Below are 23,847 nucleotides of genomic sequence, written 5' to 3' on the forward strand. Positions count from 1 at the left end.
CATTTGACGACCTGCGGTGTGATTATCTATCGCCGTGCGTGCGTGAGGCGCGCGGGGGTGGGGGCCATGGCGGTGCCAGGCCGTGCGAGGGGAGTACACGACTGTGAACGGGCAGCCGATATCGGGGGCATCGGCCAAAACCGGACGCGGGCGCGGGGGCGCCGTGCTGTCCGGTCTGGTCATGGGGGCGATGCTGGTTCTGACCGCCTGCGGAGGCGGAAGCTCCGCCAAGGGCGGTGACAAGGATCCGGGCGGCAAGGACGGCAGCGGCAAGGTCGGGAACGCGGCGTCCCAGGCGGTGGTCACCATCTCGCCGAAGGACGGCGCGGACGCGGTCGCGACCATGGGCGCCCTGAAGGTGACCGCGGCCAAGGGCAAGCTGACGACGGTCACCGTGCAGGACGACAAGGGCACGAAGATCGAGGGCAGGATCGCCGCGGACGGCGCCAGCTGGCAGCCGCTGCAGCACCTGGCGGGCGCCACCAAGTACAAGGTGCACGCCGTCGCCGAGGACGCGGACGGCCGTGAGTCCGCCAAGGACACCACCTTCACCACGCTGGTGCCCAAGAACACCTTCATCGGCCACTACACGCCGGAGGACGGCTCCACCGTCGGCGTCGGCATGCCGGTCTCCATCAACTTCACCCGCGGCATCACCGACCCGGCGGCCGTCGAGAAGGCCATCACGGTGACCGCGGAGCCGTCCGTGCCGATCGAGGGCCACTGGTTCGGCAACGACCGCCTCGACTTCCGTCCCGAGAAGTACTGGGCCGCGGGCACGAAGGTCACCGTGAAGCTCAACCTGGACGGTGTCGAAGGCCGCCCCGGCGTGTACGGCAAGCAGGCCAAGACCTTCTCGTTCACCATCGGCCGCAGCCAGGTCTCCACCGTCGACGCGAGCGCCAAGACCATGAAGGTCGTGCGCGACGGCAAGGAGATCAAGAACATCCCGATCACCGCAGGCGCGCCGTCGACCACCACCTACAACGGGCAGATGGTCATCAGCGAGAAGTACAAGGTGACCCGGATGAACGGCGCCACCGTGGGATTCGGCGGCGAGTACGACATCAAGGACGTGCCGCACGCGATGCGGCTGTCCACGTCGGGCACCTTCGTCCACGGCAACTACTGGGCCTCGGCCGGGACGTTCGGCTCGGCGAACGTCAGCCACGGGTGCATCGGGCTGCGGGACGTGCGCGGCGCGTACGACAAGAACACCCCGTCGGCCTGGTTCTACAACAACTCGATCATCGGCGACGTGGTGATCGTGAAGAACTCCAAGGACAAGCAGATCGCTCCGGACAACGGCCTCAACGGCTGGAACATGTCCTGGTCCGAGTGGACCAAGTAGTACGCGACGCGGGGCCCGGTGCTGTGAGCAACAGCACCGGGCCCCGACGCGTTAACGCGCACTAACCTCTGCTGCATGACCGTTTCACTGGAAGTCTCCGAAGGCGTCGGCACCATCAGGCTCGACCGCCCCCCGATGAACGCCCTCGACATCGCCGTCCAGGACCGGCTGCGCGATCTCGCGGAGGAGGCCGGCCGCCGCGACGACGTGCGGGCCGTGATCCTCTACGGCGGCGAGAAGGTGTTCGCGGCAGGCGCGGACATCAAGGAGATGCAGGCCATGGACCACGCGGCGATGGTCGTGCGCTCCCGGGCTCTGCAGGAGTCCTTCACCGCCGTGGCCCGTATCCCCAAGCCCGTGGTCGCGGCCGTCACCGGCTACGCCCTCGGCGGCGGCTGTGAGCTCGCGCTCTGCGCCGACTACCGGATCGCCGCCGACAACGCCAAGCTCGGCCAGCCGGAGATCCTGCTGGGCCTCATCCCCGGCGCGGGCGGCACCCAGCGGCTGTCCCGCCTGATCGGCCCCTCCCGCGCCAAGGACCTGATCTTCACGGGCCGCATGGTCAAGGCGGAAGAGGCGCTCTCCCTCGGCCTGGTGGACCGTGTCGTCCCCGCCGCCGAGGTGTACGAGCAGGCGCGCGCCTGGGCCGCGGCACTGGCCAAGGGACCCGCGCTGGCGCTGCGCGCGGCGAAGGAGTCGGTGGACGCCGGGCTCGAGACGGACATCGAGACCGGGCTCGCCGTGGAACGCAACTGGTTCGCGGGCCTGTTCGCCACGGAGGACCGGGAACGCGGCATGCGCAGCTTCGTCGAGGAAGGTCCGGGCAAGGCCAAGTTCCTCTGACCGCCTCGGTCGGGCCCGGCCCGGCTGCGTCCCGGGCCGCGTCCGGCCCTGGTTACCTGTGCGTACCGCACGTTCGGAAGGTGACAGCGGTGACTGTCGGGCGCCTGGCGGCGCGTGACAACGTCACTCCTGTCACCGACCGAGGGAGTGTGCGTGAACAAGGGGTACGCGGTCTTCTGCGACGCCGACAGGCACTTCTACGACGCCCCGCACCGCCTGGAGTTCGCAGCGCGGACAGCTCACGGCTCCCTGTACGAGGCGGCGCGGCTGCCGGTCCCCGAGGGCTGGCTCAGCCACCGCACGGGCGACTGGCTCGCCCTGCGACCCGTGGACCAGGCGCTGCCGTCCCAGGGCTGGAAGATCCATGTCTCCGCCTCCCTCGGCAACGCGGAGTCGGTGCTCGCCAAGGTCCGGACGTACTGCCTGGCGCACGAGGTGGCCTTCAAGTTCGTCCCGAGCCGCTACCTGCTGCACCAGCGCAACGCCAAGTACGCCGACCGGGCGGCGAGCGGCAAGTTCATCACGGTCTACCCGGCGGACGACGCCCGGTGCGGTCGGATCGCGGCCGACCTCGCCGCGCTCCTCGAGGGCGAGCCCGGTCCGTACATCCTCAGCGACCTGCGCTGGGGCGCGGGACCGGTGCACCTGCGCTACGGGAGCTTCACCCGCCGCCACTGCTACGACGAGCACGGTGAGCTGCGCCCCGCGATCGAGAACGCTGCCGGCGCGCTCGTGCCCGATGCGCGCGAACCGGTGTTCCGCATACCCGAATGGATCACCCCGCCCGACTATCTGCGGCCCCATCTCGAGGCCCGCGGCGCGGTGGCCGTCACAGACCTGCCGTACACCATCGACAAGGCGCTGCACTTCTCCAACGGCGGCGGTGTCTACGAGGCTCACCACAAGGCCACCGGCAGGCGGGTCGTGCTCAAGGAGGCCCGCCCGTACGCCGGCCTCGCCGCCGACGGCGCCGACGCGGTGACCCGCCTGGACCGGGAGCACCGGGCGCTGCGGCAGCTGTCGGGGCTCGCCTGCACACCGGAGGTCGTCGACCGCTTCGTGCTGGGCGAGCACCACTTCCTCGCACTGGAGCATGTGGCGGGCCGCCCCCTCAACTCCTTCTTCGCCCGCAGGCACCCGCTGATCGACGCGGACCCGTCGCCCGAACGGCTGGACGAGTACACCCGGTGGGCGATGCGGACGCACGGCCTGGTCGAACAGGCGGTGGCCGACGTCCATGCGCGCGGGGTGGTCTTCAACGATCTGCACCTGTTCAACATCATGGTCGCCGAGGACGAGGAGTCCGTCGTACTGCTCGACTTCGAAGCGGCACGCCCCGTGGAGGAGCGCGGCCGGCAGATCGTCGCCCACCCGGCGTTCGTCGCACCCGCCGACCGGCGCGGCACCGATGTCGACCGCTACGCGCTGGCCTGCCTGCGGATCGCCCTGTTCCTGCCGCTCACCAGCCTGCTCGCCGTCGACCGGGACAAGGCGGCGCACCTGGCCGACCTCGCGGCACGGCACTTCCCGGTGCCCCGCGACTTCCTCGACGAGGCCGTACGGGAGATCGGACGCGACCCGGCCGGCGGGCCGTTCCACCCGCCGGCGGGGGGACCTGTCCGGTTCCTCCCCGCGGAACCGGACGACTGGCCACGCAGCCGCGACTCGATGGCCGAGGCGATCCTCGCGTCGGCGACCCCGGAGCGCGAGGACCGGTACTTCCCCGGCGACATCGCGCAGTTCGCCACCGCGGGCGGCGGAGCGGGCTTCGGCCACGGTGCCGCCGGAGTGCTCTACGCGCTCCACGAGAGCGGCTCCCCGGACTGCCCCGCCGCCGAGGAGTGGCTGCTGCGCCACGCCAAGGCACCCGACTCGGGCACTCCGCTCGGGTTCTACGACGGCCTCGCCGGCATCGCCTGGACCCTTCACCGGCTGGGACACACCGACCCTGCCCTGGAACTCGCGCACCGGATTCTCGAACAGGACTGGTCGGCCCTCTCGCCCGACCTGCACAGCGGCACGGCCGGAATCGGCCTCGCCTTCGACGCACTCGCCGCCGCCACCGGGGAGACGGCCCTGCACGACGCCGCCCTCCGCTGCGTGGAGTTGACGGCCCGCCCCGTCCCCGCCGGAGCAGGGACCGGGCGGAGCCCACGGCGCACCGGGCTGCTGCACGGTTCCGCGGGCCGGGCGCTGCTCTTCGTGCGGCTGCACGAACGCACCGGGGACAACGCTCTGCTCGACCTCGCGGCCGAGGCGCTGAGCGACGACCTGTCCCGGTGCGTGCGCGGTGCCGCGGGCACCCTCCAGGTGGACGAGGGCTGGCGCACGATGCCCTACCTGGGAGCGGGCAGCGTCGGCATCGGCATGGTGCTCGACGACTACGCGGCCCACCGCCGCGACGAAACGTTCGACCAGGCACGGCGCGAGATCGTTCGGGCCGCGCAGGCCACGTTCTACGCACAGCCCGGCCTCTTCCGCGGCGCCGCCGGCATGGTCCTGCACCTCGCGCGCACCACCACGGGCGGCCCCGGCACCACAGCGGAGGACGTACGCCGTCAGATCCGCTCGCTGGCCTGGCACGCCATGTCCTACGAAGGCCGACTGGCCTTTCCCGGCGAGCAGATGATGCGGCTGTCGATGGACCTGTCCACCGGCACCGCCGGCTGCCTGCTGGCGCTGGCGGCGGCGCTCGGCGACCGCCCGGCGCAGCTGCCGTTCCTGCCGCCGCTGCGGCACCCCCAAGAACCGGCCCCGTCAAGGGGTCGTCAGTAGCACCGTCCCCGACAGAGAGGAAAAGATCATGACCCTTCTCGACCTGCAGTCGATGGAGACCCCGAAGGAAGAGGCCATCGGCGACGTCGAGACCGGCAGCCGCGCCAGTCTGCTGCTGTGCGGTGACAGCAGCCTCAGTGTGACCACCTGCAACTGATCCGGCGCGGCTCCGCGAGCGGCGGGAGTCGCTGCGGAGTCCCGGCGCCCCCGGAGGACATCTCCGGGGGCGCCGCGGCGTCCGGAACGCCGGGCCCACAGCGGCGGACGGTTCTGCCCGGCCGAGCCCCGGAGCGGCTTCCGGTGGCGCCGCCCTCCGGGGGCTTCCGCAGAGGAGTGCCGGGACGAGCGACCGAGGCGGGTGAAGGAGAGGGGTGACGAGGCTGGAACGGGCCGAGCGTGACGAGGAACGGCGTGACCCGGTGCAGCCGGCCGCGAAGTCCCAAGGCGAGGGCCGACGGGAGAGGGGCCGTACGGCGCCGGTGAGCGGAGGAGACGCACTGCTGCGCGGCACGGTGCGGCGCACCTGGTTCATCACCGCCGTCCTCGGCCTCTGCTCGACGGCCGCCGCCGGGTGCGCGCTCGCGGTACCCGCCGTGATCGGGCACGCGCTGGACCTGATGCTGGACCGACGCCCCGGGGTGGGGCCATGGCTCGCGCTGAGCGCCGTGCTGCTGGCGGGTGAGGTCCTCCTGGAGGCGGCACGCGTCCTGCTGAGCCAACTGGCGAACGCCCGCGCCACCGCCTGGGTACGTATCCGGGCGTTGACGGGGCTGCTCGGCACTCCGCTCGAGAGGGCGGCCCCGTACTCTCCCGGTGACGTCGCCGCTCGGCTGTGTGTGAACGCGGCGGACAGCGGCGCCGCGCCCGCGGCGCTCGCCACCATCGTCTCCTCACTGCTCGCCCCCGTGGGCGCCCTCGTCGCCCTCGCGCTCATCGATCCGTGGACCGCTGCCGTGTTCCTGGCCGGTGTTCCGCTGCTGCTTCTGCTGCTGCGTGCCTTCGCCCGTCACTCGTCCGAGAGCGTCGGCCGCTACCAGCGGGTGCAGGCCGACATCGCCGCGCGGCTGGCGGAGGCTCTGGAGGGCGCCCGTACGGTCGCCGCGGCAGGCACCCTCGGCCGAGAGGCGCGGCGCGTCCTCGCCCCGCTCGACGAACTGGCCCTGCACGGACGGCGTATGTGGACCGTCCACGGCCGTGCCGTGGCGCACAGCGGCGTGCTGCTGCCGCTGCTCGTCACCGCCGTCCTCGCCGTGGGCGGGGTCCGCGTCTCCCAAGGCGCCCTGAGCGTGGGGGAACTGCTCGCCGCCTCGCGTTACGCGGCGCTCGCAGCGGGCGTCGGCGGGGTCGCGTCCCCGCTCGGCGCGCTCGTGCGGGCCCGCAGCGCGGCCCGTCGCACGGCCGAACTCGCGGACCTGGAACCGATGCCCCACGGCTGCGAGGTCCTGCCGGACGACGGAACCGGCGCCCTGGAACTCAGAGGGGTCGGTGTGGTGCGCGGCGGCGTGCCGTTGCTCACGGACGTGACGCTGAAGGTGCCCGGAGGCGCGACGGCCGCCGTGGTGGGCCGGTCCGGCTCCGGCAAGTCGAGCCTCGCCGCCGTCGCCGGCCGGCTCGAGGATCCGGACATGGGACAGGTGCTCCTCGACGGCGTACCGCTGTCCCAGGTGGGGCGGAGCGACCTTCGCGCCTGCGTCGCCTACGCCTTCGCACGACCGGAGTTCCCCGGCGGCACCGTGGCCGAGGCCGTGGCGGCCGGAGCCGTCCCCACGAGCGGGGAGCAGGTCCGGCACGCCGCGGTGCTCGCGCACGCCGACGGCTTCGTACGCCTGCTGCCCCAGGGGTACGAGACACCGCTGGACCAGGCGCCGTTGTCCGGGGGCGAGCGGCAACGCCTCGGGCTGGCCAGGGCCTTCGTACGCCGAGGACGTCTGACGATCCTGGACGACGCGACCTCGAGCCTCGACACCGCCACGGAACGGCAGGTGGAACTCGCGCTGTCGCGTTCCTCGCTCACCGGCACGCGGCTGGTCGTCGCGCACAGGGTGTCCACCGCCGCCCGGGCCGACCTGGTGATCTGGCTGGAGGCGGGCCGCGTCCGACGCGTCGCGCCGCACGGCGAGCTGTGGCGGGACCCGGACTACCGTGCGGTGTTCGCCCCCGGGCCCGTGCCGGAACAGCCGGCCGCCCCGCACCCGCAGGCAGCGGGGGACCCTCTGCCTGCGCCGGATTCGCCGGCCGCGCCTCCCTACGTGCCTGAGCGGGACCCGTCTGCCACGGGCGCGGCCCCGCCGTCACGGACCGGGTGGCCGCCCGCCGCCTCGGTCGCACGCCGCGGCCGGGGGGCCGGGCGATGAGCCGGACCGCCGCCCGGCCCGCTCACGGCCCCGCCGTCACCGACCGGGTGGCCGCCCGCCGCCTGGCGGCACCGGCCCGGCGTTTCCTCCTGGGCAGGAAGCGGACCCTGTTCGGGCTCATGGCGCTGTCCGCCGCCGAGTCCGTGCAGACGTTCCTCGGTGGCTACGGAGTCGCCAGAGCACTCGACGACGGTTTCCTGCGGGCGGACACCGTGACGGGTCTGCTCTGGCTGGCGCTGGCGGCCGGGGTGATTCTGCTCGGCGCCCCCGTCACCCGCGGGGTCTTCGCCCTGCTCGCCGACCTGACGGAGCCGCTGCGCGACGCTCTGGTCCGCCGCGCGGTGATGCACGCGCTGCGCAAGGCCACCGCCCCCGGCGGCTCGGTCGACGGCACGGCCGTCTCCCGGCTGACCAGCCAGACGGAGATCGCCCGGGACAGCTTCGCGGGGCTTGTGCTCACCGCGCGCTCCTTCTTCTTCGTCGCCGCCGGGGCCGCGGTCGGCCTGCTGTCGCTGGCACCGCAGTTCCTGCTGATCGTTCTGCCGCCGCTGCTGCTGGGAGTCACGCTGTTCGTGATGTCGCTGCTGCCGATGGCCCGTGCCCAGCACCGCTACCTCGACGCCGACGAGGCGATCGGCCGGCACGCGCAGGGCGTACGGACTGCCCTGCGCGACATCGTCGCCTGCGGCACGCAGGACGAGGCCGCCGCACGGGGGCGGCTCGCCGTCGACGAGGCCGCCGCCGCGGCACGGTCGATGGCCCGCTGGGCGGCCGTGCGCACACTCGCCGTGGCCGTGGCCGGTCAGCTGCCGGTCTTCCTCCTCCTGGTCTGCACGCCGTGGCTGTTGCGGCAAGGCGTCTCGGCGGGAGCGCTGGCAGGTGCCCTCACTTATCTGCTTCAGGCCCTGCTTCCCGCCCTGCATTCGCTGATGACGGTGCTGGGCGCCGCGGGCGCCCGGCTGCTCGTGGTCCTGGGCCGGCTCACCGAGCCGTACCCGGACACGGCCGTCACCCCTCCCGCCGCAGGCCCCGGGCCGGGCCCCCGGACCGCCCGGGCGGCCGTGGAACTGCGGGGCGTCCGGGTCTCCTTCGGGTCTCGGGCTCGTCCCGTCCTGGACGGGCTGGACCTGTCCGTCGCCGAGGGGGAGCACCTCGCGGTGGTCGGGCCGAGCGGCATCGGCAAGTCGACACTCCTCCAGGTGGTGGCCGGCACACTGGCGCCGTCCGAGGGAGCGGTGCGGCTGGCCGGGCACCCCCTCGTGCCGACACCGCCCCCGGACCTGACGGACCTGCGCACCCTTCTCCCGCAGGACGCGTACGTGTTCACCGGCACGCTCCGGGACAACCTGTGCTACCTGCGCCCGCAGGCTCCGCGAGCCGCCGTGGAGGAGACCGTGCGGGCGCTGGAGCTGGAGCCGCTCGTGGCCAGGGTCGGCGGCCTGGACGCGACGCTGACACCGCGGACCCTCTCCCAGGGCGAGCGGCAGCTGATCGCCCTCGGCCGTGCCCACCTCTCCCCGGCGCCCGTGCTGCTGCTCGACGAGGCGACGTCCCATCTCGATCCCTCGACGGAAGCGGTGGCGGAGCGGGCTCTCGCCACCCGGCCGGGGACCCTGGTGGTGGTGGCCCACCGGCTGTCGTCGGCGCTCCGGGCGGACCGCGTCCTCGCCCTCGACGGCACGCACGCCCGGTGCGGAACACACGAGGAACTGCTCGTGCGTTCCGCTCTCTACCGGGACCTGGTGGGGCACTGGCACGGCACGGGCCGCTGACACGGCCGGGCCGGCGCACCGTCAGCGGCCGCGGTCCGTGTACGTGCCGGAGCGGCCGGTCCGCCGACCCGGATCAGGTCCAGCCGGCTCCCTGCGCGATGCGTATCGCGTCCACCCGGTTGCGGGCCCCCACCTTGCGGATGACGCTCGCCATGTAGTTCCGGACCGTCCCTTGGGACAGGTGCAACGACGCGGCGACCTCCGCGATCGGCTGCCCCTTGGCGGCCAGCGCCAGCACGCTCAACTCCCTCTGTGTGAGGGGCATTTCCGCCGCGGCCAGGAATCCGGCCGCGAGCGCCTCGTCCACGAACCGGTCGCCCTTCGCCGCGCGGCGTACCGCTGTGAGTAATCGGCTCTTGGAGCCGTCCTTGTCGACGAACCCGAGGGCGCCGGCCTCATGGGCCCTCCGCAGCACCCCTGGTCGCTGCGCCGGGACGAGTGCCACGAGGGCGACCCTGCCCGCCGCCGTCCGGTCGGCGGCTCTGGCCGGCTCGAGAGACTCGGCGTCGATGACGTACACATCCGGCACCGGAGCGCCAGGGGTCGGTCTCTGCGGCCAGTGCGCGACGGAGGAGACATCGAACTCACCTCCACAGCGCAGCAGTTCCTCGAGCGCCGCCCGCAGCAGCCCGGCCTCGTACACCACGGTCACCCGTATCATTTCCCACCCTTGGTATGCCCGTCACACCTGTCCGGTGTGACGCTCTTGATCCGCCCCTCCTCTGAGTGCCCCCGCGTTGGTCCGGGGAACGGGGCTTTCGGAAGCAGAGGGGCGCAAGAGGTGGCGGATTGGCCGGATGAGTACCCGGCCCGGTGACGCGGTGCAGGCCATCGCGTGCTCCGCAGCAGAGCGCCCCACGACAAATGGCCTGATACCGCGCAGCGGTGAGCTGTGGGCGAGGGCCGGCACGCCGGCGTCGATCGGCTGCCGTGGGTCGGGCGTCACTCGTGAGAGTGGCCTTCACCCAGGTTGAGGCGGGCGGGCCGCGCCTTGTGGTGTCGGGGCCGGATGCCGTTCGAGCCGGTCGGGCCGTCCTGCTCCGAGGGACTTTGTTCCGCGGGAACGGCCACACGGACGGGCGGCAGGCGCCATGATGGAGACATGGCGGGCCTCGAGGGTGTGGGACAACCGCGGCAGCGCGTCAGCGCGACCGCCGCACGGTGGGTACCGGCCGCCGACGACGAACAGGCTCTCCAAGCCGTCGAGTTGTACGGCAACCCCACCGAAGCGGAAGTGCGCCTCCCCTCCCGGCCCGAGTCCGCCGCCACCGCCCGCCGGCTCACCCAGTGCGTGGTGCTGCGCCAGTGGGCGTTGCCGGCGCAGACCGGCGAGTACGCGGTCCTGCTCGTCTCCGAGCTCGTCGGCAACGCGGTACGCCACACCGGGGCGCGGGTGTTCGGCTTACGGATGCTGCGCCGCCGCGGCTGGATCCGCATCGAGGTGCGCGATCCGTCCCGGGGGCTGCCCTGTCTGATGCCCGTCGCCGAGATGGACACCAGCGGCCGCGGGCTGTTCCTCGTCGACAAGCTCGCCGACCGCTGGGGCGTGGACCTGCTGCCGCGCGGCAAGACCACCTGGTTCGAGATGCGGGTCGCCGACCGCTGAGGTGCGCGGACGCCGGCGTGCCCGCGACGCACAGAAGCCCCCGTACGCCGCGGTGGCGGCGACTCGGGGGCTTCTGTGTGGAGCGCCGCGGATTGGGGGGTGTATCCACGGCCGCTGATGTCGACCTGGCCCGGGTCAATGGGGGTCGTGTCATCGACTATGGCAGACGGACGCCTCATCTCCAAAATCCTATAAGCGGGCAAAAGGGGTCGAACAGGAGGTGTCCTCAAGGAATCGCAGGTGAGCTCGCCCACTTGCCTGGCATTCCATGCATAACTATCCCGGTCGGTGTGTGATTCCTCGAACGTTCGGGCTCTGAGTGACGTTGCGTCCGACCCGCCCCGGGGTTGAATTGGGCAAATCGTTATCTTTGTCTGCATTGCCCCTTACTGTCCTTGTCCGTGAAGACACCCCTCACGAAGCGGACCACGGCGCTGTTCGCGGGCGCCCTCCTCGCGCTGCTCGCGGGCTGCGGCCCGAGCGGCGAGAGGACACAGGTACGCGGCACGGACGCGGCCGCCCCTCCCACCGGGCCCCGGCCCATCTCGGCCCGCGGCGGCCTCCCCGGCATGCCGCCCGTCCTGGATCCCGGGGACGTCTACGCCGCCGACCGGCCCGGCATGCTCTCGCCGGTGGTCAAGGGATTCCCGTCCCGGATCTATGTGCCCAACACCAACTCCAACACCGTCTCGGTCATCGACCCCGCGACGTACAAGGTCGTCGAGACGATCCCGGTCGGTGCGCAGCCGCAGCACGTCGTACCGTCCTGGGACCTGAAGACCCTGTGGGTCAACAACAACCGCGGGCACACCCTCACCCCGATCGATCCGGCGACGGGGAAGGCGGGCAGGCCGGTCGAGGTGCACGACCCGTACAACCTCTACTTCACGCCCGACGGCAAGTACGCCGTCGTGATGGCCTCGCTCGACCGCGAACTCGTCTTCCGTGACCCGCACACCATGGAGACCCGGTACACCGAGCCGGTGTCCTGCTACGGCGTCAATCACGCCGACTTCTCCGCCGACGGCAGGTACTTCATCGTCTCCTGTGAGTTCTCCGCCGAGCTGCTGAAGGTCGACACGCAGAAGATGAAGGTGATCGGGCAGCAGAAGCTCCCGTTCGACGGCGCGATGCCGCAGGACGTGAAGCTCTCCCCGGACGGCAAGACGTTCTACATCGCCGACATGATGGCGCACGGCGTGTGGGTGCTCGACGGTGAGAAATTCACGGAGCCGAAGCTGATGCCCACCGGCAAGGGTGCCCACGGCCTCTACATCAGCCGTGACTCCAAGGAGATGTACATCCCCAACCGCGGTGAGGGATCCGTCTCCGTCTTCGACTTCGCCGAGGACAGGCTGACGAAGAAGTGGCGGCTCCCTGACGGCGGCAGCCCGGACATGGGCGGTGTCTCCGCGGACGGCGAGGTGCTGTGGCTGTCCGGGCGTTACGACGCGGAGGTGTACGCCATCGACACCAGGACCGGGAAGCAGCTGGCACGCATCCCCGTCGGCAGCGGCCCGCACGGACTCGCCGTCTACCCGCAGCCCGGCCGGTACTCCCTCGGCCACACCGGTGTGTTCCGGTGACCCATGTGAACAACTCGCCCACCTGCGGGTGACGATGCGCGGACCGGAGCCGTCGGGCCGGGATGGTGTCCCCATGATCACCACTCGCTCGCGGCGCCGGGCCGCCGTGCTCACACTGGCCCTGGCCGCCACGCTCGTCCCCGCGGCGGCAGGAACCGCCGCAGGAACCGCCGCAGGAACCGCCGCAGGAACCGCAGCCGCACCCGGGGCCCCGGCCGCCGCCGCGGCCGTCACCTGTCCGGTCGTCGAGGACCCGCTTCACGCCGCCGCCGACCGCAGCGTGGACATCGACCGGGTCACGCCGACGCCGTCGTTCCGCACCAACTGCAAGCAGCTGTACCGGGCCGACGGACGCGGCCCCGACGTCATCTTCGAGCAGGGCTTCCACCCGAAGGCGCCGCAGACCGGCCAGTACGACATCGAGAAGTACGTCCTCGTCAACCAGCCGTCGCCGTTCGTCTCGACGACGTACGACCACGACCTCTACAAGCAGTGGAAGAGCGCCTGGAACTACTACATCGACGCCCCCGGCGGCATCGATGTCAACGAGACCATCGGTGACACCCACCGCTGGGCGGACCAGGTCGAGGTGGCCTTCCCCGGCGGCATCAACCGGGACTTCATCGTCGGCGCCTGTCCCGTCGACAAGCAGACCAAGCGCGAGATCATGAGCGAGTGCCGGGACAACCCGAACTACCTGCCCTGGCGCCTGTGACGTGAACGGCGGAGCGCCGCCCGGGGCCGACCGGCCCGGGGCGGCGCTCCCGTGTCGTCACCGTGCGGCGAGGAGGGCCTCGGAGGCGACCGGCCGGAACCCCGCCCGCTGGAACGCCCGCACACTGCGTGCGTTGCCCGGCGACTGCTGGGACCACAGCACCGGCCCGGGCACCAGATGCCGGGCGGCGACGGCGAGTCGGGGGCCGATGCCCCGGCCGCGTGCCTTCTCGTCGACCTCGACGGACACCTCCCAGCGGCCGGCCAGCCCCCGGCCGAGGACGAGCAGCCCACCGTCCGCCGCCCACACCCGCACCTCGTCGCGGCGCTTGAGGGCGCCGACCACCCGGGGATGTTCGCGGTCCTGGATCTCGCGCAGTTCGATACCGGGGTTCCCGGGCAGCGCCTCCGCGACCGTCACCAGGTCGATGGTGTCCATCGACCGTCCGGTGCGCCGCATCAGGGCGGCCAGGAAGCCCGGGTTCATGGTGGCGGCCAGCCGGTCGGCCGCGGTGGCCGCCAGTTCGGCCCGTATCCACTCCGGGTCCTCGGCCGTGAAGACGACCGAGTGCGCGGTGAAGGCCACCACTCCCTCGTCACGGGCACCGGGCCGGTCCACCACGGTCACACCGCCGTCCGCGGGCGGGAACCGGCCCTGGGCCGCGGCGGCGAGTATCCGTCCCAGTTCGTCGCTCATCGCATCTCTCCCCGTTCGTGGGTACAGGCCTCGCCTCCATGATCGATGACGCAGGCCGATAATCTGACCCCCGTCAGTAATGCACCAAGAAGGGGTGGACCGGTGGCGGACATCGAGTCAGCACGCAAGGCGTTCGACCGTTACGACGCGGACGGCGACGGCTTCATCACCGCGGCCGAGTACAAGTCGGCCATGGCTCAGATGGGTGACTGGAACGTCACCGAGTCGGTGGCCGAGGCCGTGATCGCCGCACAGGACACCGACAAGGACAAGCTCCTGTCGTTCGACGAGTTCTGGGCCCACCTGAACAAGGCCTGATCCCACGGGACATGGGAAGGCCCCCGGCGCGCGCCGGGGGCCTTCCCATGTCCGGGAAAGGCTTCGGTCAGCACTCGATGATGTTCACCGCGAGCCCGCCGCGGGCGGTCTCCTTGTACTTGACCGACATGTCGGCGCCGGTGTCCTTCATCGTCTTGATGACCTTGTCGAGCGACACCTTGTGGCTGCCGTCGCCGCGCATCGCCATCTTCGCGGCCGTGACGGCCTTGACCGCCGCCATGCCGTTGCGCTCGATGCACGGGATCTGGACCAGGCCGCCGACCGGGTCGCAGGTGAGGCCCAGGTTGTGCTCCATGCCGATCTCCGCGGCGTTCTCGACCTGCTCCGGGGAGCCGCCGAGCACCTCGGCGAGCGCGCCCGCGGCCATCGAACAGGCGGAGCCGACCTCGCCCTGGCAGCCGACCTCCGCGCCCGAGATCGAGGCGTTCTCCTTGAAGAGCATGCCGATCGCGCCCGCGGCGAGCAGGAAGTCGACGATGCCCTTCTCGTCGGCGCCGGGCACGAAGTTCATGTAGTAGTGCAGGACCGCCGGGATGATGCCCGCGGCGCCGTTCGTGGGGGCGGTGACGACCCGCCCGCCCGCCGCGTTCTCCTCGTTCACGGCCATCGCGTAGAGCGTGATCCACTCCATGGCGAGCGCCTGCGGGTCGCCCTCGGAGCGCAGCTTGCGGGCCGTGGTGGCGGCGCGCCGGCGGACCTTGAGACCGCCCGGCAGGATGCCCTCGCGGGACATGCCGCGCGAGACGCACGCCTGCATGACGCGCCAGATCTCCAGGAGCCCCTCCCGGATCTCGTCCTCGGTGCGCCAGGCCTTCTCGTTCTCCAGCATCAGGGCCGAGATCGACAGACCGGTCTCCTTGGTGAGACGCAGCAGCTCGTCACCGGTACGGAAGGGGTACTTCAGGAGGGTGTCGTCGGGGACGATCGGGTTGTCGCCCGCCACTGCGTCCTCGTCGACGACGAACCCGCCGCCGACGGAGTAGTACGTCTTCTCCAGCAGCGTCGTGCCCTCGGCGTCGCGGGCGAGGACCGTCATGCCGTTGGCGTGGTACGGCAGGGCCTTGCGGCGGTGCAGGACGAGGTCCGCGTCGAAGTCGAAGTCGATCTCATGGGCGCCGAGCAGGTTGATCCGCCCGTCCGACTTGATCCGCTCGACCTGCTCGTCGGCGCTCTCGACGTCGACGGTCCTGGGGGAATTGCCCTCCAGGCCCAGCAGGACGGCCTTGGGCGTGCCGTGGCCGTGCCCGGTCGCGCCGAGCGAGCCGTACAGCTCGGCCCGTATCGCCGTGGTGTGGGCGAGCAGGCCCTCGTTCTTCAGGCGCCGGGCGAACATCCGGGCGGCGCGCATCGGGCCCACCGTGTGGGAGCTGGACGGGCCGATGCCGATCGAGAACAGGTCGAAGACCGAGATGGCCACGGGGAACTCCTTGTGGGGTGGTAGACGCCGTTGTCTGCCGTGTAGTGCAGCGGCGCGCAGCGCCTCGTATACGGATGGCGGTGGGCGACGCGTGGGTGCAGAGGCATTGCGTGTGCGTGGTGCTTACGTGGTGCGGGGCACCGCGCGCACGGTCCAGTGTGCGCGGTGCCCCTTTTGTTTTGTTCGGTTCCGTTACGGGAGATCCGTCACAGACCAGGGTAGAGCGGGTGCTTCTCGGCCAGGGCCGTCACGCGGGCGCGCAGCGCCGGCACGTCGTACGACGGCTTCAGCGCCTCGGCGATGATGTCCGCCACCTCGCGGAAGTCCTCGTCCTGGAAGCCGCGCGTGGCGAGCGCCGGGGTGCCGATCCGCAGACCCGAGGTGACCATCGGCGGCCGCGGGTCGTTCGGGATGGCGTTGCGGTTGACCGTGATGCCGACCTCGTGGAGGCGGTCCTCGGCCTGCTGGCCGTCCAGCTCGGAGTTGCGCAGGTCCACCAGGACCAGGTGCACGTCCGTGCCGCCGGACAGGACGGAGACTCCGTGCTCGGTCACGTCGGCCTGCACCAGACGCTCGGCGAGGATGCGGGCGCCGTCCAGCGTGCGCTGCTGGCGCTCCTTGAAGTCCTCGGAGGCGGCGACCTTGAAGGAGACCGCCTTCGCCGCGATGACGTGCTCCAGCGGGCCGCCCTGCTGGCCGGGGAAGACCGCGGAGTTGATCTTCTTGGCCAGCTCGGCGGTGGAGAGGATCACGCCGCCGCGCGGACCGCCGAGGGTCTTGTGCGTGGTCGTGGTGACGACGTGGGCGTGCGGCACCGGGTTGGGGTGCAGACCCGCGGCGACCAGGCCGGCGAAGTGCGCCATGTCGACCATCAGGTAGGCGCCGACCTCGTCGGCGATCCGCCGGAAGGCCGCGAAGTCCAGCTGGCGCGGGTACGCGGACCAGCCGGCGACGATCAGCTTCGGCTTGGACTCCTTGGCGAGCCGCTCGACCTCGGCCATGTCGACCTGGCCGGTGGCGTCGTCCACGTGGTACGCGACCACGTTGTAGAGCTTGCCGGAGAAGTTGATCTTCATGCCGTGGGTCAGGTGACCGCCGTGGGCCAGGTTCAGGCCCATGATCGTGTCGCCCGGCTTCAGCAGCGCGAACATCGCGGCCGCGTTCGCCTGCGCGCCCGAGTGGGGCTGCACATTGGCGTGCTCGGCGCCGAACAGCGCCTTGATCCGGTCGATCGCGATCTGCTCGACCACGTCGACGTGCTCGCAGCCGCCGTAGTAGCGGCGGCCCGGGTAGCCCTCGGCGTACTTGTTGGTGAGGACGGAGCCCTGTGCCTCCATGACCGCGACCGGAGCGAAGTTCTCCGAGGCGATCATCTCGAGGGTGGACTGCTGACGGTGGAGCTCGGCGTCGACAGCGGCGGCGACGTCCGGGTCCAGCTCGTGGAGAGGGGTGTTGAGAAGCGACATCACTCGGTCCCTAAGTTTTTGGTCAGCTGGCGAAATCGGTGTACTCGTCCGCGGAGAGCAGGTCCTTCGGCTCCTCGCTGACGCGTACCTTGAAGAGCCAACCGCCCTCGAACGGGGCGGAGTTCACCAGGGACGGGTCGTTGACGACATCCTCGTTGGCCTCGGTGACCTCACCGCTGACCGGGGAGTACAGGTCGCTGACCGACTTGGTGGACTCCAGCTCGCCGCAGGTCTCGCCCGCGGTCACCGTGTCACCGACCTCGGGGAGCTGGACGTACACCACGTCGCCGAGCGCGTTGGCCGCGTGCTCCGTGATGCCGACCGTCGACACGCCGTCCTCGGCGGCCGACAGCCACTCGTGCTCCTTGCTGTAGCGCAGCTGCTGGGGGTTGCTCATGACCTGAATTCTCCTGTACGCGGGGGAGTGCTGGTGAACGGGAAGAGGGTGCGGACGATCACTTCCGGCACCCGGAGGATCACTTCTGGCGCTTGTAGAACGGCAGCGCCACGACCTCGTACGGCTCGTGGGTGCCCCGGATGTCGACGCCGACTCCCGGCGCGCCCGGCGCGGCGTGGGCCGCGTCCACGTAGGCCATGGCGATCGGCTTGCCGAGGGTGGGGCTCGGGGCGCCCGAGGTGACCTCGCCGATCACCGTGCCGTCCGCCACCACCGACATACCGGCACGGGGGACCCGGCGGCCCTGCGCGATCAGCCCGACGAGCTTGCGCGGCGGGGCGGACTCGGCACGCTCCGCGGCGGCCGTGAGCGCCTCACGGCCGACGAAGTCGCCCTCCTTCTCGAACTTCACCACCCGGCCGAGGCCCGCGTCGAACGGGGTGAGCGCCGTGGTCAGCTCGTGCCCGTACAGCGGCATGCCCGCCTCCAGGCGCAGCGTGTCGCGGCAGGACAGGCCGCACGGGATCAGACCGGCAGGCGCGCCCGCGTCGGTCAGCGCCTGCCAGAGCTTCTCGGCGTGCTGCGGCTCGACGAACAGCTCGAAGCCGTCCTCACCGGTGTAGCCGGTGCGGGCGATCAGCGCCGGCACACCCGCCACGGTGCCCGGCAGGCCCGCGTAGTACTTCAGGCCGTCCAGGTCGGCGTCGGTCAGCGACTTCAGGATGCCGGGGGACTCCGGGCCCTGGACCGCGATCAGTGCGTACGCGTCACGGTCGTCACGGACGGTGGCGTCGAAGCCCTGGGCACGCTCGGTGAGGGCGTCGAGCACGATCTGGGCGTTGCCGGCGTTGGCGACGACCATGTACTCGTCCTCGCCGAGGCGGTAGACGATCAGGTCGTCGAGGATGCCGCCGTCCTCCTGGCAGATCATCGTGTAGCGGGCGCGGCCGAGGCCGACGGTGCCGATGTTGCCGACCAGCGCGTAGTTCAGCAGATCGACGGCCTGCGGACCGGTGACGGTGATCTCACCCATGTGGGACAGGTCGAACAGCCCGGCCTTGGTGCGGACGGCGTTGTGCTCGTCACGCTCACTGCCGTACCGCAGGGGCATGTCCCAGCCGGCGAAATCGGTCATGGTCGCGCCCAGCGACCTGTGCAGGGCGTCGAGTGCGGTCAGACGGGGGGCGTTGCTCATAGGTGTGGCTCCCAGGGCATGGCTGCGAGGACAATCCTCCCCATCTGTCATCGGAACCTGAGAGGTTCGCCCCGACTACGCGTACGGGTAGTCGTGACTTGCACCTTGGGTGGAGCCACTCGAATGCGGCTCGCTTTTCAGATCTGCCTCATCGCACGCGGTACGGGGCCTGAGAGATTCAAGGGAGGAACTTGCTCCTTCGGCGCCCGCCACACAGGTGGCAGGGACTCTCCCGCGTGGATTCAAGCGGCCGGTATGGAGTTGGCGCGCACATCATTGCACGCATCGGGGAAGAGTGGAGCGTGAGGCCGCCCCGAAAACACTTGAGCCGTATTACCAATTCTTTACACTTCATGGGCAAGGGTGTGGGATGACCCGACACGGGGAGGGGACGACGTTGCAGCCGACCGGTGCATACGCCACGACCACGGGGGTGCCCGCGCCACCGGGCATGTCCGCCGTCCCGTCCCGGGCCGGAGCGGCCACGACCGCCCCGCCCGTGCTGCGCGACCTGCGGCAGCGGGCCGGGCACAGCCCGCACAGCCTGGTCTTCGGCGCCGGTGACGTGGTGGTCGTCTCCGGCCTCCCCGGCAGCGGCAAGTCCACGCTGATCCGGCGCGCCGCGAGAGGCCTCGGCATCGACTCGCAGGACACGCGGGACCGCTGGGACGCCCACGCGCCCCGCTTCCTGCCGTACGCCGTCTACCGCCCGCTGGTGCGGCTCGCCCACTACGCCGGGCTGCGGCGCGCACTCCGCTCCGGCGAGAGCGTCGTCGTGCACGACTGCGGCACACAGGCGTGGGTGCGGCGCTGGCTCGCCCGTGAGACACGGCGGCGCGGCACGTCCCTCCACCTGGTGCTGCTGGACGTGACGCCCCAGGTCGCGAGAGCGGGCCAGCGCGAGCGGGGCCGCGGCGTCTCGGGTTACGCCTTCGCCCGCCACCGCCGGGCCGTCTCCCGCCTGGTCGCCGACGCGGAGGCGGGCCGCCTCCCGGCCGGCTGCGCGTCGGCGGTCCTCCTGGACCGCGAGGCTGCGGGGGCGCTGGGGCGGCTGGGCTTCGGGTAGCGGGGCACGCGCCGTCCGCTGCGCGAGCTTGTCCCCTCCCCTTCCCGAACCGGGGCCGGCCCCGGAGACCCCGTACCGCGCTCCGCGCTCCGCGCGGTGCCCTCAAACTTCCCCTACGGCCTGGCGGCCGTGGGAGGTGCCCCAGGCGGGTGATTTTCGCTCCGCGAAATCAGCCTTGCCGGTGGCGCCCGTCTTGCCGGTGGCGCCCGTCTTGCCGGCGGCGCCTGCCTTGCCGGCGGCGCCCGTGTTGCCGGCGGCGTCAGGGTCGGACTCCGCCGATGGGGGCATATCCAGACTCGCTGGGGGTCCCTCCCCCTTCCGCCAGGGCTTAGGGGAGTTCGAGGCGCGGGGGCCCGGTGGAGGTCCCCCTCGCCGCGTGCGGAGGTGCGGTTGGGGTCCCCCTACGCCTGGCGGCGTGGGGGTGCGGTGGGACCCCCCACACCCCGTGGGGGGTCTCCCTCCGCGGCCAGGCGTAGGGGAGGAGCCCCTGTAAACACCGCGCGCAGCGCGGTGGCGGGGGCCGGGCGGAGCCCATGCGCGGCGGAGCCGCACATCGGTACCGGGGTGGGGGAAACGCTCCGCGCAGCGGTCACGCCCCCGGCGCTAGGGTCGTCGCACGACCACGCACCGCCCACCGCTGGGGCCCGCACGAAGGACACCGCATGGACATACCCCGCACCGGCTGGCCCGGCAACGAGCTGGAAGAGGTGCTCGCCGCCTCCCTCGGCAACCCCGCAGCCGGAGGCCGCCTCGTCGAGGTGCTCGGCCGCAGCCCGATATGGGTCCCGCTGCCCAACGGCGGCAGCCAGGAGAGCCGGGACCTCGATCTGCCGACCATGGAGATCGACGGCGCCGCGTACGTCCCCGTCTTCAGCTCGGAGCAGCAGTTCCTCCAGTGCGTCGGCGCCCATATGCCCTTCACCGTCGCGCCCGCCAGGGACTTCGCCCGCGGACTGCCACCGCAGCTCGGTATCGCCGTCAACCCGGGCGGCGCCGTGGGCGCCCCGTTGCCGCCCGCCGCGGTCGCCGAACTGTGCCGGGTGGGGCGGACGCCGCTCGAGGGTCCGGCCTCCGGCGGCCGGGTGCGGCTCTTCGAGCCGGACTGGCAGGAGGAGCCGGTCGACTTCCTCGCCGCCGCGGCCGGCGAGTTCGAGGCCGTCGGCGTCGTGCTGACCGGCCGCCGCGCGCTCGCCTCCATCGAGGGCGACGCGCCGACACTCTTCATCGGTGTGCAGCTCTCGTCCTGGGAGGGCGTCGAGCGCAACGCCCCCATGGACGCCCTTGGCCGGGCCATGGGCCGGGTCCAGCCGCCGTGGCCGGTCAACCTGGTGCTTCTCGACGTCGCGCAGGATCCGGTGGCCGACTGGATGCTCGAGCGAGTGCGCCCCTTCTATCAACGACTGCACGCGTAGGGCTCGGGCCCGACACGAAAGAGAGATCCTGTGGTCAAGTCTTTGCCAGGAGGGCCGATTAAGCTGGTTTGATGGCCTGACCAGCCTGACAGAGGCTGTGCGGAACGGTGGGACCGAACGAGGGGCGGAACAGGGTGAGTGCGTCAGGCACCGCGGCGGCCGGGCAGGTCGAGCACATGCTGCGCCAGGTGACTCCCGGCCGCTACGACGCGTACGAGGCGCTGCTGCACGCCCTCGCCGACCCCGCGGGCGGCCGGATCTGGATGCTGCTGTGGCACGGACAGCCCGGTTCGCCCGACGCCCAGTACGGCAACATGGAGATCGACGGCGTCTGTTACGCCCCGTGCGTCACCTCCGCCCAGGAGCTGGCCGTCTCCGGCTGGAACCGTGCGCACGAGGTCACCACCGGCCGGGACATCGCCCGCGCCCTCTACCCGGACCGCTGGGGCATCTGGCTGAACCCGCACGCCCCCGGCGGCGGTGTCGGCGTGCCGTGGCTCGATCTGCGCCGTATCGCCACGGGCCTGGACCGGATGCCGGCGGGACCGCTGCGGCTGTCGGACCCGGCGATCGAGATCCCGCAGTTCTACGCCCTGCTCACGCAGAACGCCCACCGCACCCCCGCCGTCCGCTCGCTGCGGCGTGCCTGGGTGCAGCCCGCGGTGGGGCCCGCGTACCTGGCCATCGGTCTGGATCTCTACGACACCGGCCCGCAGTCGGTCGAGACGGTGCGGGTGATGATGCGGCAGTCGGTGGCCGCCGTGCCGGACGGCCTGCCGGTGTCGACCGTGGCCATGTCCGACGAGTACGACCCGGTCACCATGTGGATGCGGGTCAATGCCCGCCCCTTCTACGACCGCGACGCCCACGCGGGGGCCCCGGCCGCCGGCGGCGGGTACGGATATCCGCCGCCGCACACCCGCTGAGCTGGGCCGCTGCGGAAATGACGGGAACGAACTCCCCCGGATGTCAAGGGTGTTAAATCGCCTGGCGGGGATGTCCCGTATCTGCCCGGTTTGTTGAGTGTCCGGGTCTCGAGTAGGTATCACCGCTATCCGGACTGTTCTCCCAGGTGTCTCCCGTCTGTAGTGTTCGGCCGTCAAGACCTCTCCCACGGCGGAACCTCGGGGTGGACCCATGCGAATATTCAAGTCCGGAGCTGTCCGGGCGATCACGGCGGCGGTGGCCGTCGGCCTGATCGCCACCGGCTGCGCCAGCGAGCGGGGCAAGGACGGTGACAAGGGGGGCGACAAGGACACGTTCGTGTTCGCCGGCGCCGGCGACCCCGGCTCCCTCGACCCTGCGCTCGCGAGCGACGGTGAGACCTTCCGGGTCACCCGTCAGGCCTTCGAGGCCCTGCTCGAGCACGAGTCGGGCGGCAGCAAGCTCGTCGGCGGTCTCGCCGAGAAGTGGTCGAGCGACCCGGCCGGCAAGGTGTGGACGTTCAACCTGCGCAAGGGTGTGAAGTTCCACGACGGAGAGGCGTTCAACGCCGCCGCGGTCTGCGCGAACTACGACCACTGGTTCAACTGGAAGGGCACCTACCAGTCGAGCGCGGTCTCCTACTACTGGCAGACCATCATGGGCGGCTTCGCCAAGAACGAGGACAAGGAAGCCCCCAAGCCGAACTACAAGTCCTGCACGGCGAAGGACGAGAACACGGCGGTCATCGAGGTCAACGAGCCTTCGGCGAACCTGCCCGGCGGCTTCTCCCTCCAGGCGCTGGCGATCCACTCGCCGAAGGCCATCAAGGAGTACGCGAAGCAGGACGCGACCGCCAAGGGTGACGCGATCACGTACCCCAAGTACAGCCAGGAGGCCGGCACGGTCGCCGGCACCGGCCCGTACAAGATCACGAAGTGGAACAAGGGCAACAAGGAAGTCACCCTTGAGCGCTTCGACGACTACTGGGGCGAGAAGGCCAAGGTCAAGAACCTGGTCTTCCGCACGATCGACACCGAGGCCGGCCGCCGTCAGGCGCTGCAGGCCGGTGACATCGACGGTTACGACCTGGTCGCTCCGGCCGATGTGAAGACGCTGGAGAAGGAGGGTTACGAGGTCCCGACCCGTGACGTCTTCAACATCTTCTACGTCGGTATGACGCAGTCGAAGAACCCCGCGCTGAAGAAGCTCGAGGTCCGGCAGGCCATTTCGCACGCCATCGACCGCGAGGGCATCGTCAAGACGCAGCTGCCCGAGGGCGGCAAGGCCGCGACCCAGTTCATGCCCGACACGGTCGCCGGTTTCTCGGACAAGGTGAAGACCTACCCGTTCGACACCAACAAGGCCAAGGAGCTCCTCAAGAAGGCCGGTGAGGAGAAGCTCAAGATCGAGTTCTGCTACCCGACCGAGGTCACGCGCCCCTACATGCCGGCCCCGCAGGACATGTTCGAGCGCATGAAGGCGGACCTGGAGAAGGCCGGCATCACAGTCACCCCGAAGGCCATGAAGTGGGCCCCGGACTACCTGGACGCCACCGAGGCCGGCTCCTGCGCCCTGCACATGCTGGGCTGGACCGGTGACTTCAACGACGGCTACAACTTCATCGGCACCTGGTTCGCCGGGCCCGACAAGCAGTGGGGCTTCGACGACAAGAAGGTCTTCGACTCCGTGAACGCCGCGTCGAAGGTGACCGACCCCGCGGGTCGCGTGGAGGCCTACAAGAAGGCCAACGAGACGATCATGGAGTACGTCCCGGGTGTCCCGATCTCGGCCTCCCCGCCGGCGATCGCGTTCGCCAAGAACGTCAACCCGCCGAAGGTCTCCCCGCTGACGCAGGAGAACTTCGCCGAGGTCTCCTTCAAGTAATCGAAACCCCAGCGGGTCCGCCCGGCCACAGATCCTCGGTGGCCGGGCG

The 23,847-nt window shown here is 71.2% G+C and carries 21 protein-coding genes and 1 riboswitch; of the genes, 14 read left to right on the plus strand and 7 right to left on the minus strand.

Annotation, left to right across the window (positions count from 1 at the left end):
• Nucleotides 1-103: 103 nt before the first annotated feature.
• The 6 genes from ACIPJI_RS10865 to ACIPJI_RS10890 all read left to right on the plus strand — a co-directional run bounded on the left by ACIPJI_RS10865 (nt 104) and on the right by ACIPJI_RS10890 (nt 9,095).
• Complete coding sequence (locus ACIPJI_RS10865) at nt 104-1,351, plus strand: Ig-like domain-containing protein (RefSeq protein WP_402245634.1); 1,248 nt, start codon at nt 104-106, stop codon at nt 1,349-1,351.
• 75 nt (nt 1,352-1,426) lie between these two features.
• On the plus strand, nt 1,427-2,194 hold the full coding sequence (locus ACIPJI_RS10870; RefSeq protein ID WP_402245636.1) for an enoyl-CoA hydratase/isomerase family protein: 768 nt from the start codon (nt 1,427-1,429) through the stop codon (nt 2,192-2,194).
• Nucleotides 2,195-2,347: 153 nt separating this feature from the next.
• Nucleotides 2,348-4,969 (plus strand): class III lanthionine synthetase LanKC, encoded by a 2,622-nt coding sequence (gene lanKC / locus ACIPJI_RS10875; RefSeq protein ID WP_356621096.1) that lies wholly within the window; start codon nt 2,348-2,350, stop codon nt 4,967-4,969.
• Nucleotides 4,970-4,997: 28 nt separating this feature from the next.
• Nucleotides 4,998-5,126: a SapB/AmfS family lanthipeptide gene (locus ACIPJI_RS10880; RefSeq protein ID WP_053556909.1), complete on the plus strand. Its 129-nt coding sequence runs from the start codon at nt 4,998-5,000 to the stop codon at nt 5,124-5,126.
• A 214-nt stretch (nt 5,127-5,340) separates the two neighbouring features.
• Nucleotides 5,341-7,323: an ABC transporter ATP-binding protein gene (locus tag ACIPJI_RS10885; RefSeq protein ID WP_402245639.1), complete on the plus strand. Its 1,983-nt coding sequence runs from the start codon at nt 5,341-5,343 to the stop codon at nt 7,321-7,323.
• On the plus strand, nt 7,320-9,095 hold the full coding sequence (locus ACIPJI_RS10890) for an ATP-binding cassette domain-containing protein (protein WP_402245641.1): 1,776 nt from the start codon (nt 7,320-7,322) through the stop codon (nt 9,093-9,095). The genes ACIPJI_RS10885 and ACIPJI_RS10890 overlap by 4 nt, the downstream gene beginning before the upstream one ends.
• Before the next feature lie 73 nt (nt 9,096-9,168).
• Here ACIPJI_RS10890 and ACIPJI_RS10895 read toward each other — a convergent pair whose 3' ends face one another.
• Entirely contained in the window at nt 9,169-9,756 is a 588-nt protein-coding gene (locus ACIPJI_RS10895) for a DNA-binding response regulator (protein ID WP_307708398.1), read from the minus strand.
• A gap of 441 nt (nt 9,757-10,197) precedes the next feature.
• On the opposite strand from ACIPJI_RS10895, the gene ACIPJI_RS10900 reads away from it, so the two are divergent.
• The 3 genes from ACIPJI_RS10900 (at nt 10,198) to ACIPJI_RS10910 (ending at nt 13,002) form a co-directional block, all read left to right on the plus strand.
• Nucleotides 10,198-10,701: an ATP-binding protein gene (locus ACIPJI_RS10900; RefSeq protein ID WP_307708399.1), complete on the plus strand. Its 504-nt coding sequence runs from the start codon at nt 10,198-10,200 to the stop codon at nt 10,699-10,701.
• A gap of 401 nt (nt 10,702-11,102) precedes the next feature.
• A complete protein-coding gene (locus tag ACIPJI_RS10905; protein ID WP_402245644.1) occupies nt 11,103-12,287 on the plus strand; it encodes a hypothetical protein in 1,185 nt (394 codons plus the stop codon).
• A 73-nt stretch (nt 12,288-12,360) separates the two neighbouring features.
• On the plus strand, nt 12,361-13,002 hold the full coding sequence (locus ACIPJI_RS10910) for an ADP-ribosyltransferase (protein WP_402245645.1): 642 nt from the start codon (nt 12,361-12,363) through the stop codon (nt 13,000-13,002).
• A 57-nt stretch (nt 13,003-13,059) separates the two neighbouring features.
• Here the strand turns inward: ACIPJI_RS10910 and ACIPJI_RS10915 are convergent, their stop codons facing one another.
• Complete coding sequence (locus ACIPJI_RS10915) at nt 13,060-13,698, minus strand: GNAT family N-acetyltransferase (protein WP_402245647.1); 639 nt, start codon at nt 13,696-13,698, stop codon at nt 13,060-13,062.
• A 102-nt stretch (nt 13,699-13,800) separates the two neighbouring features.
• On the opposite strand from ACIPJI_RS10915, the gene ACIPJI_RS10920 reads away from it, so the two are divergent.
• On the plus strand, nt 13,801-14,016 hold the full coding sequence (locus tag ACIPJI_RS10920; RefSeq protein ID WP_307708403.1) for an EF-hand domain-containing protein: 216 nt from the start codon (nt 13,801-13,803) through the stop codon (nt 14,014-14,016).
• Nucleotides 14,017-14,083: 67 nt separating this feature from the next.
• On the opposite strand, the gene ACIPJI_RS10925 is transcribed toward ACIPJI_RS10920, so the two are convergent.
• From ACIPJI_RS10925 to gcvT, 4 genes are all read right to left on the minus strand, one after another.
• Nucleotides 14,084-15,454: an L-serine ammonia-lyase gene (locus ACIPJI_RS10925; RefSeq protein WP_402245650.1), complete on the minus strand. Its 1,371-nt coding sequence runs from the start codon at nt 15,452-15,454 to the stop codon at nt 14,084-14,086.
• A gap of 206 nt (nt 15,455-15,660) precedes the next feature.
• Nucleotides 15,661-16,920 carry a serine hydroxymethyltransferase gene (glyA, locus tag ACIPJI_RS10930; protein WP_005311636.1) on the minus strand — a complete coding sequence of 420 codons (1,260 nt, stop codon included), beginning with the start codon at nt 16,918-16,920 and terminating at the stop codon, nt 15,661-15,663.
• Nucleotides 16,921-16,942: 22 nt separating this feature from the next.
• Nucleotides 16,943-17,317 (minus strand): glycine cleavage system protein GcvH, encoded by a 375-nt coding sequence (gcvH, locus tag ACIPJI_RS10935; protein WP_389223697.1) that lies wholly within the window; start codon nt 17,315-17,317, stop codon nt 16,943-16,945.
• A gap of 79 nt (nt 17,318-17,396) precedes the next feature.
• A complete protein-coding gene (gene gcvT / locus ACIPJI_RS10940; protein WP_356621104.1) occupies nt 17,397-18,512 on the minus strand; it encodes a glycine cleavage system aminomethyltransferase GcvT in 1,116 nt (371 codons plus the stop codon).
• A 148-nt stretch (nt 18,513-18,660) separates the two neighbouring features.
• Nucleotides 18,661-18,757: riboswitch (glycine riboswitch) on the minus strand.
• A 125-nt stretch (nt 18,758-18,882) separates the two neighbouring features.
• On the opposite strand from gcvT, the gene ACIPJI_RS10945 reads away from it, so the two are divergent.
• Nucleotides 18,883-19,578 (plus strand): AAA family ATPase, encoded by a 696-nt coding sequence (locus ACIPJI_RS10945; RefSeq protein ID WP_356621105.1) that lies wholly within the window; start codon nt 18,883-18,885, stop codon nt 19,576-19,578.
• 102 nt (nt 19,579-19,680) lie between these two features.
• Here ACIPJI_RS10945 and ACIPJI_RS10950 read toward each other — a convergent pair whose 3' ends face one another.
• Nucleotides 19,681-19,866, minus strand: coding sequence for a hypothetical protein (locus ACIPJI_RS10950; RefSeq protein WP_402245653.1), 186 nt, complete (start codon nt 19,864-19,866; stop codon nt 19,681-19,683).
• Between the two features lie 374 nt (nt 19,867-20,240).
• Here ACIPJI_RS10950 and ACIPJI_RS10955 point away from each other — a divergent pair, with 374 nt between their 5' ends.
• The 3 genes from ACIPJI_RS10955 (at nt 20,241) to ACIPJI_RS10965 (ending at nt 23,798) form a co-directional block, all read left to right on the plus strand.
• On the plus strand, nt 20,241-20,990 hold the full coding sequence (locus tag ACIPJI_RS10955) for an enhanced serine sensitivity protein SseB (protein WP_307708407.1): 750 nt from the start codon (nt 20,241-20,243) through the stop codon (nt 20,988-20,990).
• Nucleotides 20,991-21,124: 134 nt separating this feature from the next.
• Nucleotides 21,125-21,916 (plus strand): enhanced serine sensitivity protein SseB C-terminal domain-containing protein, encoded by a 792-nt coding sequence (locus tag ACIPJI_RS10960; protein ID WP_307708408.1) that lies wholly within the window; start codon nt 21,125-21,127, stop codon nt 21,914-21,916.
• A gap of 211 nt (nt 21,917-22,127) precedes the next feature.
• A complete protein-coding gene (locus ACIPJI_RS10965) occupies nt 22,128-23,798 on the plus strand; it encodes an ABC transporter substrate-binding protein (RefSeq protein WP_402245656.1) in 1,671 nt (556 codons plus the stop codon).
• Nucleotides 23,799-23,847 lie beyond the last annotated feature (49 nt).

The organism is Streptomyces sp. NPDC086835 (assembly GCF_044745705.1).
Classification (GTDB): domain Bacteria; phylum Actinomycetota; class Actinomycetes; order Streptomycetales; family Streptomycetaceae; genus Streptomyces.

What these genes read in the sequence shown, in the direction of transcription:
- ACIPJI_RS10870 (WP_402245636.1), top strand. Translation starts at nt 1,427, where the DNA reads ATGACCGTTTCACTGGAAGTCTCCGAAGGCGTCGGCACCATCAGGCTC.
- ACIPJI_RS10880 (WP_053556909.1), top strand. Translation starts at nt 4,998, where the DNA reads ATGACCCTTCTCGACCTGCAGTCGATGGAGACCCCGAAGGAAGAGGCC.
- ACIPJI_RS10890 (WP_402245641.1), top strand. Translation starts at nt 7,320, where the DNA reads ATGAGCCGGACCGCCGCCCGGCCCGCTCACGGCCCCGCCGTCACCGAC.
- ACIPJI_RS10895 (WP_307708398.1), bottom strand. Translation starts at nt 9,756, where the DNA reads ATGATACGGGTGACCGTGGTGTACGAGGCCGGGCTGCTGCGGGCGGCG.
- ACIPJI_RS10900 (WP_307708399.1), top strand. Translation starts at nt 10,198, where the DNA reads ATGGCGGGCCTCGAGGGTGTGGGACAACCGCGGCAGCGCGTCAGCGCG.
- ACIPJI_RS10910 (WP_402245645.1), top strand. Translation starts at nt 12,361, where the DNA reads ATGATCACCACTCGCTCGCGGCGCCGGGCCGCCGTGCTCACACTGGCC.
- ACIPJI_RS10915 (WP_402245647.1), bottom strand. Translation starts at nt 13,698, where the DNA reads ATGAGCGACGAACTGGGACGGATACTCGCCGCCGCGGCCCAGGGCCGG.
- glyA (WP_005311636.1), bottom strand. Translation starts at nt 16,920, where the DNA reads ATGTCGCTTCTCAACACCCCTCTCCACGAGCTGGACCCGGACGTCGCC.
- gcvH (WP_389223697.1), bottom strand. Translation starts at nt 17,317, where the DNA reads ATGAGCAACCCCCAGCAGCTGCGCTACAGCAAGGAGCACGAGTGGCTG.
- gcvT (WP_356621104.1), bottom strand. Translation starts at nt 18,512, where the DNA reads ATGAGCAACGCCCCCCGTCTGACCGCACTCGACGCCCTGCACAGGTCG.
- ACIPJI_RS10945 (WP_356621105.1), top strand. Translation starts at nt 18,883, where the DNA reads ATGACCCGACACGGGGAGGGGACGACGTTGCAGCCGACCGGTGCATAC.
- ACIPJI_RS10950 (WP_402245653.1), bottom strand. Translation starts at nt 19,866, where the DNA reads ATGCCCCCATCGGCGGAGTCCGACCCTGACGCCGCCGGCAACACGGGC.
- ACIPJI_RS10955 (WP_307708407.1), top strand. Translation starts at nt 20,241, where the DNA reads ATGGACATACCCCGCACCGGCTGGCCCGGCAACGAGCTGGAAGAGGTG.
- ACIPJI_RS10965 (WP_402245656.1), top strand. Translation starts at nt 22,128, where the DNA reads ATGCGAATATTCAAGTCCGGAGCTGTCCGGGCGATCACGGCGGCGGTG.